General features: G+C 39.4%; 9 protein-coding genes and 3 pseudogenes. 8 read left to right on the top strand and 4 right to left on the bottom strand.

Annotated features, from left to right (window positions below; genetic code table 11):
• From FTT94_RS01725 to FTT94_RS01705, 6 genes and pseudogenes are all read left to right on the top strand, one after another.
• Window positions 1–107 (top strand): annotated as a pseudogene (locus FTT94_RS01725) (IS5/IS1182 family transposase); the annotation flags it as partial.
• A gap of 203 nt (window positions 108–310) precedes the next feature.
• Window positions 311–407: pseudogene (locus FTT94_RS16885) on the top strand (prepilin-type N-terminal cleavage/methylation domain-containing protein); the annotation flags it as partial.
• A gap of 14 nt (window positions 408–421) precedes the next feature.
• Window positions 422–736, top strand: a complete 315-nt coding sequence (locus FTT94_RS01720; protein WP_373683988.1) for a pilin — start codon at window positions 422–424, stop codon at window positions 734–736.
• A gap of 463 nt (window positions 737–1,199) precedes the next feature.
• On the top strand, window positions 1,200–3,188 hold the full coding sequence (gene tkt / locus FTT94_RS01715; protein ID WP_180170118.1) for a transketolase: 1,989 nt from the start codon (window positions 1,200–1,202) through the stop codon (window positions 3,186–3,188).
• 183 nt (window positions 3,189–3,371) lie between these two features.
• On the top strand, window positions 3,372–3,587 hold the full coding sequence (locus FTT94_RS01710; protein WP_078188774.1) for a hypothetical protein: 216 nt from the start codon (window positions 3,372–3,374) through the stop codon (window positions 3,585–3,587).
• Window positions 3,588–3,775: 188 nt separating this feature from the next.
• Window positions 3,776–4,219, top strand: a complete 444-nt coding sequence (locus FTT94_RS01705; protein WP_373686009.1) for a GNAT family N-acetyltransferase — start codon at window positions 3,776–3,778, stop codon at window positions 4,217–4,219.
• A gap of 52 nt (window positions 4,220–4,271) precedes the next feature.
• Here FTT94_RS01705 and FTT94_RS16575 read toward each other — a convergent pair whose 3' ends face one another.
• A complete protein-coding gene (locus tag FTT94_RS16575; protein WP_257225703.1) occupies window positions 4,272–4,787 on the bottom strand; it encodes a hypothetical protein in 516 nt (171 codons plus the stop codon).
• A 293-nt stretch (window positions 4,788–5,080) separates the two neighbouring features.
• Here FTT94_RS16575 and FTT94_RS01695 point away from each other — a divergent pair, with 293 nt between their 5' ends.
• Entirely contained in the window at window positions 5,081–5,677 is a 597-nt protein-coding gene (locus tag FTT94_RS01695; RefSeq protein ID WP_078188771.1) for a YceI family protein, read from the top strand.
• A gap of 81 nt (window positions 5,678–5,758) precedes the next feature.
• Here FTT94_RS01695 and FTT94_RS01690 read toward each other — a convergent pair whose 3' ends face one another.
• A complete protein-coding gene (locus tag FTT94_RS01690) occupies window positions 5,759–6,388 on the bottom strand; it encodes a LysE family transporter (RefSeq protein WP_180111065.1) in 630 nt (209 codons plus the stop codon).
• Window positions 6,389–6,454: 66 nt separating this feature from the next.
• Window positions 6,455–7,162: a glutamine amidotransferase gene (locus FTT94_RS01685; protein ID WP_180111064.1), complete on the bottom strand. Its 708-nt coding sequence runs from the start codon at window positions 7,160–7,162 to the stop codon at window positions 6,455–6,457.
• 419 nt (window positions 7,163–7,581) lie between these two features.
• On the opposite strand from FTT94_RS01685, the gene FTT94_RS01680 reads away from it, so the two are divergent.
• Window positions 7,582–7,857 (top strand): hypothetical protein, encoded by a 276-nt coding sequence (locus FTT94_RS01680; RefSeq protein WP_078193570.1) that lies wholly within the window; start codon window positions 7,582–7,584, stop codon window positions 7,855–7,857.
• A gap of 86 nt (window positions 7,858–7,943) precedes the next feature.
• Here the strand turns inward: FTT94_RS01680 and FTT94_RS01675 are convergent.
• A pseudogene (locus FTT94_RS01675) lies at window positions 7,944–10,035 on the bottom strand (TonB-dependent receptor plug domain-containing protein).
• Window positions 10,036–10,586 lie beyond the last annotated feature (551 nt).

The raw sequence follows: 10,586 nt of genomic DNA, 5'->3' as shown, positions 1-10,586 counted from the left end.
TGAAGACATTTAGAATATTAAGTGAACGCTATCGAAATAGACGGAAAAGATTCGGTTTACGCATTAACTTAATCGCTGCACTGGTAAACCGGATAAATTTTCAATAATGACTTTCGCAAGAGATCTAATTATAAGAAAAAATCAAATCAGTATCCTGTGATTTATCAATGATGAATGTCATGAACTGTCAGAATATGACTGTTCATGACAATTAATCGTTTAATTTGAAAAATAAAACACAATAAATGCGGGCTTTTGAGACTTGGTATGCAAATTGCCTATTTGTCATTACGTTGAATGGGGAAACGTAATGAAACAGTCTGGTTTTACACTCATTGAAATTATGATCGTGGTGGCAATCATCGGTATTTTGGCTGCAATTGCTACTGTATCTTACAATGGCTATGTCGCTCGGGCGCAAGTGGCTGAAGTATTAACAATGATTTCACCCTATAAATTAAAACTGATTGAAAATTATTCAGAGGAACAAAACTGTGTAGATTTGAATACAGCGCTGAATGAAAGTATCAGTACCAAGTATATTGCGAGTAGTGAAATTACTGATGTGGCAGGAACGTGTTCAGTGGTTTTTACGTTTAAATCAACAGATGTCAATTTTGCTCTTCGCTCAAAGCAGATCTATTTTAGTATTCCAGATGGTTTAAATGGTGCTTGGAATTGTCAATCGGATGATATTTCGCAGCGAAATTTACCTGCTACATGTCGTGGGATCTAAAGTATTGAATGTGAAACCGTGAGTATATTGGATAAGTGCTGATTTTACAGGGATGATTACGACGTTTGAGTTACCCAAACCATAGTGGGTTTAATTATTGAAAGTATTTCATATTTCAAATGGTCATTTATTTAGACAAGCTTTGACTACTACTTTTATTTGCAATTGCCTTTCGATGTAGCGGACTTTTATCAGTTATGAAGCGGTTGCTTTCTCTGCCAAACTCTAAATATGCATTGCGCTGTCATTGACTCGCCATATAAAAGCGTCACTGTATACAAAATAAACAACATGCATAGGCTTAAAATTGAGCAATAAGCACCCAAAATACAGGTGGTGCAGGAATAATTAGCGAAAATTTGCCCCTGAGGCTTTACCCATTCCGCTTTTTTTAAGACAATATACGCATCTTTGAATTCTTATTCATCTTACTCTTTTAAACCATTTGTTTGGACTCTGACCTATGACAACCCCGCTTAACGAACGTCGTATTGCAAACGCAATTCGTGTATTGGCAATGGATGCTGTGCAAAAAGCAAATTCAGGACATCCAGGTGCTCCAATGGGGATGGCAGATATTGCTGATGTGGTATGGCGTGAATTCCTCAACCACAACCCTGCAAACCCACAATGGGCAAACCGTGACCGTTTCGTATTGTCAAACGGCCATGGCTCTATGTTGCAATATGCGTTATTGCACTTAACAGGTTATGACCTGTCTATTGAAGATTTGAAATCTTTCCGTCAATTGCATTCTAAAACTCCAGGCCACCCAGAATTGGGTTATGCACCGGGTATCGAAACAACCACGGGTCCATTGGGTCAAGGTATTGCAAACGCTGTAGGTTTTGCACTTGCTGAAAAAACTTTAGCGGCTCAATTCAACAAAGAAGACATTAAAGTTGTAGATCACAACACATACTGCTTCTTGGGTGACGGTTGTTTAATGGAAGGTGTTTCTCACGAAGCTTGTTCATTGGCAGGTACTTTGGGTCTAGGTAAATTGGTTGTTTACTACGATGACAACGGCATCTCAATTGATGGTGAAGTAGAAGGCTGGTTCTCTGACGACACAGAACAGCGTTTCTTGGCATACGGCTGGCAAGTGCTTAAAGTTGACGGTCATGATACAGACGCAATCCGCGCAGCAACTGTTGAAGCGAAAGCTGAAACAGCTAAACCAACTTTAATTATCTGTAAAACCATTATTGGTTTAGGTTCTCCAAACAAACAAGGTAAAGAAGATTGCCACGGTGCGCCGCTTGGTAATGATGAAATCGCTTTAACTCGTGAAGCTTTGGGCTGGACAGAAGGTCCATTCGAAATTCCTGCTGATGTATATGCAGCTTGGGATGCAAAAGCGAAAGGTACTACTTCTGAATCTGCTTGGAACGACACATTTGCGGCTTATGCTGCTAAATATCCAACAGAAGCGGCTGAACTCAAACGTCGTCTTTCTGGTGAATTACCTACTGACTTCGCTGTAAAAGCGGATGCTTATATTGCAGAAGTAAATGCAAAAGCTGAAACAATCGCTACTCGTAAAGCGAGCCAAAATGCCATTCAAGCATTTGCACCACAGCTTCCAGAAATTCTAGGTGGTTCTGCTGACCTTGCAGGTTCTAACCTGACTTTATGGAAAGGCGCAGAAGGCGTTGAATCTAACCCAGCGGGTAACTACGTTCATTACGGTGTACGTGAATTCGGTATGACTGCAATTGCGAACGGTGTAGCGCTGCATGGCGGTTTCGTTCCTTATGTAGCAACATTCCTGATGTTCATGGAATATGCACGTAATGCAGTACGCATGTCTGCATTGATGAAACAGCGTGTGATTCATGTGTATACACATGACTCAATTGGTCTAGGTGAAGATGGTCCTACACACCAACCTGTAGAGCAAATTGCATCTTTACGTGGTACACCAAATCTAAACACTTGGCGTCCATGTGACACTGTTGAAGCGTCTATTTCTTGGAAATCTGCATTGTTACGTAGCGAAGGCCCTACAGCGTTAATCTTCTCTCGTCAAAACTTGCCATTCCAAACTCGTACAGCAGATCAAATTGCTGACGTAGCGAAAGGCGGTTATGTACTTGCAAAAGAAAAAGGTGAGTTGAAAGCAATCATCATTGCAACAGGTTCAGAAGTTTCATTGGCAATGGATGCTTACGCGCAACTTGAAGGTGTGCGTGTGGTTTCTATGCCATGTGCTGAAGAATTCGTAAAACAAGACGCTGCTTACCGTGAAGCGGTTCTTCCTGCTGCGATCCGTGCGCGTGTTGCTGTTGAAGCTGCGCATGTGGACTACTGGTGGAAATTTGTTGGTCTTGATGGTCGTGTAATCGGTATGACGACTTACGGTGAATCTGCTCCAGCAAAAGACTTGTATCAACACTTTGGTATTACTGCTGATGCTGTTGTTGCTGCTGTGAAAGAAATTACCGCTTAATTTATAAAGATTAACCGTAAAAAAGACGCCCCAGAGAAGGGGCGTTTTTTATTGCAGAGATTAAATATATTTTTTAATTGTGAAATAACGATTTGTAACGAATGAATTAAAGCATTGGTTTAAAATTAATTCATTCATGCAGTATTCAGCCACGGGTGCAATGTTGCCCCAAGTGAGGAAACGATGAGCCTTTACGATCAGATAAATGATGAAATTGTACTGATGGATGCTGGTGAACAGAAATGGATTGGCACAGACTTAGAGCTTGAAGCAATGGTTGCAGTAGAATTGATGCTGCAAGATTTGCAAGAAGACAAAGTGATTAAGATTCGCCGTAAGAACCATGAAAAGCATACAGGCTTGAAGCAGGTTGACCGCATTTTGGTTGAGAAGCTATAAGCTAAATGGTTAAAAAGTCCGATTGTTCGGGCTTTTTATTTGCCTATCGTATTTATAAAACGGATAAGAAAAAGTCCATCCAATACTTATCAAGACTAAAAAAGAGCGCATTAAATACAGTGTTTTCAACACATGAAGCTTTATTTCAGTTATAAAAATCCAGTGATCATTTAAAAAAGACATTGAACGTGCAAATACAAATTAAAAATTTAACTGAAATTTCAAAAAGCCAATGGCAGCCGCTCTGGGAGCTGTATTTAGAATTTTATAAAAGTCAGGTGGCGGATGCAGTGACCGAGCGAACATGGCAAAGGTTACATGCTGCTGAGTGCGAACATATGTATGGCTTTGCAGCCGTAATTGAACATCAAGTGGTTGGGATCGTGCATGTCATAGAACATGAGAGCTGCTGGACATTGCATCCTTATGCCTATTTGCAAGATTTATATACGCTTGAAGAATATCGCGGGCAGGGTATTGGCAAGGCGCTGATCGCGAAAGTGAAAGAATATTGTGATCAGCGGCAGTGTGACCGTGTGTATTGGCTGACGCATCAGGACAATGAAACTGCGCAAAAGCTGTATGATCAAATCGCGAGAAAAACCGGATTTATCCAATACCGCTGTCATTAACTCAATGTAAAAGGCCATTCCAAATCAACAGCAGCTTTTGCGCATCTCAGTATTAAGCTGAAACTTTAAAGTTTTTAGCTGAGTCAGCATCTTGCTGAATGATCCATTCTCCACCTACGCGGAATGATGATGCTGAGGCGTAGGTATCTTCCATAAATTGGAAAAAGCTGATTAAACCGTTTTGAACTTTGGCTTTAATTGAAAAAGGCGAGGTGAAAGTATTTTTTGCATAGACTGAGGTGTAGGTGAATTGACCAAATACAGCTACGGTTTCATTTTCAGCGATCATATCCGTGATTTGAAAGTCGTCGATATTCCAGTAGGTCCCAACGTTGGCAAAGGTATATATATAAATGTCTCTGCCTGTGCCAGACCCAGCCCACGGCTCAATTTGTTTAAGTTCTGGGTTGCTGAAGTTTAAGGAAACATATGCCGCGTCTTCGGCTACCAGTAGCTGAGTTGCATTTTCGACGAGTTCTTTTGAAGTATTCATAAGAAATGCCAAAACGACATCTTTGGGCGTTTTAGTATTTAAGGCTTTTTCAATAGCCAGCGATTGTTCTGTCATTTTTGGGTACTCAGATTGTTATGATGTCTAAAAATCTTAAGTGGATTTGTTTAGAAAACCTACGACTCTGATAGGTTGATGTTTCCTAAATTTAGGATAAATAACTCATGGATCAATTAAATTATTAATTATTTGAAATATATGGAAAATTTAATAATTGAGAGTGGTTGTAGATGCTGCTACAGATTTTACAAAACTATCGTTCTAAACATGCAACAAAACGTTTTATCTTTAAAGCTGTAATACGGCTAAAAATCTATAGACTTAATGGTATTCGAAAGTGAGATAAAAACATGAACTTTAAAGCATTAACAATCGGTTTGGCGGTAGCATCAGTTACAACAATTTCTATGGCAAAACCTGTTGCCTATCAAATTGATCCTACTCATACAGCAACAGTATTTACGTGGAATCATTTTGGTTTCTCAACACCTTCTGCAAACTTTAGTGACATTCAAGGGACAATTAATGTCGATAATGCAAAACCTGCAAATTCGTCTGTGAATGTGACGATTCCATTATCAAGCTTAAATACCAATGTCAAAGCATTAGATGATCATTTAAAAACAGCAGATTTCTTTGATGCTGAAAAATATCCAAATATCACGTTTAAAAGCACAAAAGTTCAAGCGATCAGCAAAACTAAATACAAAATCACGGGTGATTTAACAGTTAAAAATGTGACTAAACCAGTGGTATTGGACGCTGTATTGAACAAGCAAGCCGTTCACCCAATGACTAAGGCGGAAACGATTGGTTTCAATGCAACGACTTCTTTTGATCGTTCAGCATTTGGTGTAGGTGCATATGTACCGAATGTAGGCGACAAAATTACGGTAAATATTACGACTGAAGCCGCTGTGTCTACAGCAAAGGCAGCAGCGAAATAAGATTTAGCTCCCTCAGCTAAGTTAGGAAAGCACCCATCTGGGTGCTTTTTTATGTTTTAAATATATTTAATTGGTGTGTGATCAATCGCGATTGATCAGCAATAGGCAGCCAAAACTGATGAAGATTCCACCGGTAATGGCGTCAATTTTTTTACTAAATTTTTGATAGTAATACGTCATTTTAGGTGCTGAGAATAAGACCGCAACCAATGCAAACCAAATCAAACTTTCAATAAAGACTAAAGCCAATAAAAAGCTTTGATCAAAAATGCTGACCTTTGCACTGATCCCAATAGAAAATACACTAGTGAAATAAACCAATGCTTTAGGATTGGCCATATTGGTCAAGAAACCTTGAAATAACAGCGTCAAAGGCGATTTTTTCTGTACGGCTTGCTCGGTTGGTTTTGTTATTGTGCCGAGGTCTTTACTCCATGCAGACTTTAATAACTGAGAGCCTAAATATAAAAGATATAGGCCTCCCAAAATCATGAGGCATTGTTGTAACCAAGCCATTTTCTGAAATAGAAAATGTAAGCCACTTATTGCACAAATTGACCAAACTAAAATACTGAGTGAAATACCTAACGCGGCAAATAATGCATGTGATCTGGATTGTCGAATAGCACTTTGGGTGACAAAAAAGAAGTCAGGGCCTGGGCTGATGAGAGCAAAAAAGTGGATGAGCGCAATGCTGAGTAAGGGAGTCATTATAATGGCTTATACGTTTTGAAGTGCAACCGTTATAAGCCATTTAGCATTAAATTAATAGCTGTTTTAAAGCTCAAGCTGTTGTAAAAATTGTTGCAAAATAAGGGGAGCAACACGTTCTAAATGAGGTGCATGTTGTTGGCTTTCCATGCGCAAATTTGGAATGTTAATTTGTGCTTTATGTAGTTCACATGTATGCCCAATCAGCCATTTTTCCATGGCCTGAGCTTCTGCTTCAATATGAAACTGTAGGGCTAAAATATTGGGCCCATAGCTAAACGCTTGATTCGGGTAAATTGCCGAGCTGGCGAGCAGTTGTGCATTTGCAGGTAAATCAAAGGTATCACCATGCCAATGCAGTACAGGCACTTGATCTAATGGCGCTAATATATTGTCACTGATGGCATCAAGCGCTAAGGAACTCCAACCGATTTCTTTGCTATGACCTGCATAAACTTTAGCGCCCAATGCATACGCAATAAGCTGAGCACCTAAGCAAATGCCTAAAGTCGGTAATTTACTCTCTAAACGTACTTTAAGTAAGTCTATTTCTTTTTGTAGGAATGGGTAGTCATCAGTTTCATAGACTCCGATCGGGCCACCCAAAATGATGGTAAGCCCTGTATGTTGCATAGCTTTACTCAGGTCATCGACTCCAGCTTCGAAGTATCTCACCCGATAACCCAATTGGTAAAATACATCTTCCAATGAACCCAAATCTTCAAATGCAAGGTGTTGAATGACGTAAATGGTTTCGTTTAATGCAGTACTCATAGGGATTTTTCAGGATTAAAATTTCAAAATAGAATGTAGCTTGAATTGTCGGAGATTAAAAAGGAAAACTGTAAATTTTTCACAATTGCGAAAAGAGATAAATATAGAAGTTGGCTGAAGCATATTGTTTTTTTCTTTGAATGATTAGGTTCGTTCGTTGAACTTAGCATTTAAAACCTTTGGTGCTGTGAATTAAGGGATCCCGAAAGGCTTTATTGGCAAAATTTATGAGAAAAAGTGCATGAAATTTTGATAAAGCTTTGGTTTGCTATAAAAAAAAGATGAAAAACCAATGGAAAAGCGTTTAGAGATGCGTATGATGAAATCTTCGACAAACAACAGTTCATTTTTCTTTTAATATCATCACATAATTAGATAACTGATTTTAAAAGTAAAAAAATATAAGCCAGGGAACTTGTATGCAGTCAAAACATAATCGAGATGCCAGTCTCTTGCATGCGATACATAAAATTTTATTGAAGGAATGGGACCCGTTAGGGATTCGCCGTATTCCTGCTTTACGTGATGAATATGATGATTATTTGCCCAATATTTTTAAATTAATTCAAGAGGATTCTAGTGAATCAGAAATTTTTGAATATTTATGGTGGGTTGAGCAAAAGGTCTTAGAGAAAAAAGGGCAGAAGGAACATACCCTAAAAATTGCGAAAATGTTGAAGGCAATTGAGCGCTAGTTTGCGGTCGTGTACGCATAAAAAACCGATTCGTTGTCCGTATCGGTTTTTTATTTTAAATCTCTTAGAAGTCTCTTAGAAACGGTTTAGAATTTCTTTTCTAAGGTAAACATAAAGCTTGGAATTGCTTCATTGATACGAGATTGGTATAGCGCGCCAGAACTTTGTTCTTTTAACACTTCTTTATAATCTGAGCTGAGAATATTACGTGCATTGACCGATGCAGACCAATTTTGATCAAAGCGTTTAGTAAAACTCACATCCATATTGACGCGTTCATTGCTGGTGCGATTGTACGGTTCGTTACTCAGCGCACGTGTATATTCAGGGGTATAATTGAGGTTCACACTTGTTGCAATACGCCACGGTTGATAGTTATAAGATAAACCAGCACTTGCGGTATAAGGTGCAACATCACTTGCCAAACGGTCAGAGCCGTCAGTTTCTTCAATTTTTGCACGTACAGTTGAAAGTTGAGCATTCAACATAAATGAATGACCATTCTCCGTTTGCTTCAGTGCATAACGTCCAGCAATTTCTATACCATAAGTAGTTGCACTGTCTTGGTTATAAGGACGTTCGACAAAACGGCAATCGGTATTTCCTGTTTCACAACGACCGCCTGTAGCATTTTCTGACAGGATCGATTTTTCGATATAGTCATTAATTTCTCGATAATAGGCAGTGATATTTACACCGCCAGCAGGGGTGTTATAGCCTAAGGTTGTTTCGTAAGCATTAATAGTTTCAGGTCGTAAGTCTGGATTACCACCACGATTAGGGTTGTTTAGTGTCCCAGCATCGCTATCTGTAGAAACTGAAACAGTCGGCATCAATTGATTGCTACGTGGGTTTTTAAAAGCCTGACTCAAATTGGTTTGAAGTGACCATTGGTCATTAAAGTCAAAACGGTGTGCTAATACAGGACTCAAATGCTGATCTTGATAATCCACTAAACCTGAACGATCAATCCACTCTTGGCGTACACCTAAAGTTAATGTTTGGCGCTGCGTATATCTCCAACTACCTTCGACATATGCAGCATATAATTGTTCATCTAAGGTCTCTGCAATATTGCTTTCAAGTTCATTGCTACGTAGGTCGGTACCAAATTTTATTTGCCGTTTTGAGTCGAACTTTCGGACACCGTCGTAGCCTAAGCCATATTCATTAATTTGTTCGTCAATATACGATTGAGAATCTCTAAATTCTGTCAATTCAGTTTCATTTTGCTGTTCGATAGATAAGCGAATTTTGTCTGAATTTCCTTGGTCTTTACGCTCATACCGTGTGTTGAGATGAATGCTGTCATTTTTATCTTTTTGGACTTGGGAGCCACTTGAACCTTCGCTTTCATTGTTGCGATAAAACATTTCAGCGACCAGTTTTTGTTGATCATCAAGCTGATATTCAACACGAGGAGTTAACATCTGTGAAGTACGATTGGTGATGCGTTTCTGGGTTTTCGTTCCTGTTGCATCTTGTGTACGGGTGAGTGTATCTGAATCATTCCACATTTGGCTCCCAGATAAACTATAGATCCAAGCGGCCATCCATTTGAAAGTTTAAATTTGTACGTTCTTCTTCACGTGTATTTGATTTGGTTAGGCCATAACCAGCACGTACAGATCCACTCAAGCGCGTGCCATTCAATGGTTCTTTTAAAATAATATTGATGACTGCAGATGATGCAACCGAGCCTTGAGCGACGCTCGGTTGTTTTGTGATTTCAAGGCGTTCGATCATTTCGGGTGTAATGCTATCAACAACTGACATGCCGCCGCGAGGACCACCCTGTACAGGTTCACCATTGATTAAGAACACGGGTGCGCCACCACCACGAAAACGCATGCCGCCAGCACCTGCACCACCACGTGGACCACCACCAGCACCGGGGAGTTGAAACCCTGCAGCACGACGCAGCGCATCATTGATTGACTGATCGCCAAATTTCAACATTTCATCACGGCTTACAATGGTTTTTGCGACAGCACTGATATCTGGGTCTTTGGGCTTAGTGCTTGCTGTCGGAACTTCAAATGTTAAAGCTTCCATTTGCTGAACTGCTACAGATTCTTGCGGATTTTGAACAGTATCTGCGGCCCAAATTGATGTTGAGATCGTAAGTAATGCGTAACTTAAGCTGGTCAGTTTGAGTGTAGTGTGCGCGCCGTGCATTATTTGGTTGTCCAAATGTAATTTTGGCAAAGAATAACGGAAAATTATGGAGAAAAATTGAGGAAAATAGCCGAGATGAGCATTTCGTTAGATTAGTTTTTAACAGGCAGGTGAAAGGTTGTGCGGCAATAAGGAAAGCCTTAATCGTTGGGAAGAAATTAAGGCCTATTAACGTCGCTACAAAATAATAAATAACAGATGTTACTACGCAGTAACATCGGAAGCGTACTTTGCTTTAAATAAACAAGATATGCGGTCATGTCATCAACAATCGTTTGAGACAGGACTACTTATATTTAAAAATGTTTTTGCGATACGTTGAATAATTTGACGGTAGTGAATGAGTTTTGTCAGTGAAGTCATTGCACCGCAAGATAGTTTCCTTGCGAAGCTTCGAATTTCATTTTGCCGAATGAGAAGCAACGTTTCGTAAGAGTACCTCCGGCTTAGGACTAATCCTTGTTTTCAATTCCTAAATGTAAGACTCTGTCGAATAGACTTAAATATTATTTCAAAAATGCGAAATGACTTTTATGTGTATAACATGAGTA

Source organism: Acinetobacter sp. YH12027, from assembly GCF_013420085.1.
GTDB lineage: Bacteria > Pseudomonadota > Gammaproteobacteria > Pseudomonadales > Moraxellaceae > Acinetobacter > Acinetobacter amyesii.
This window is presented reverse-complemented; position numbering and strand designations above follow the sequence as displayed.

Coding starts and splice junctions, on each gene's coding strand:
- tkt (WP_180170118.1), top strand. CDS start 1,200: ATGACAACCCCGCTTAACGAACGTCGTATTGCAAACGCAATTCGTGTA.
- FTT94_RS01710 (WP_078188774.1), top strand. CDS start 3,372: ATGAGCCTTTACGATCAGATAAATGATGAAATTGTACTGATGGATGCT.
- FTT94_RS16575 (WP_257225703.1), bottom strand. CDS start 4,787: ATGACAGAACAATCGCTGGCTATTGAAAAAGCCTTAAATACTAAAACG.
- FTT94_RS01695 (WP_078188771.1), top strand. CDS start 5,081: ATGAACTTTAAAGCATTAACAATCGGTTTGGCGGTAGCATCAGTTACA.
- FTT94_RS01690 (WP_180111065.1), bottom strand. CDS start 6,388: ATGACTCCCTTACTCAGCATTGCGCTCATCCACTTTTTTGCTCTCATC.
- FTT94_RS01685 (WP_180111064.1), bottom strand. CDS start 7,162: ATGAGTACTGCATTAAACGAAACCATTTACGTCATTCAACACCTTGCA.
- FTT94_RS01680 (WP_078193570.1), top strand. CDS start 7,582: ATGCAGTCAAAACATAATCGAGATGCCAGTCTCTTGCATGCGATACAT.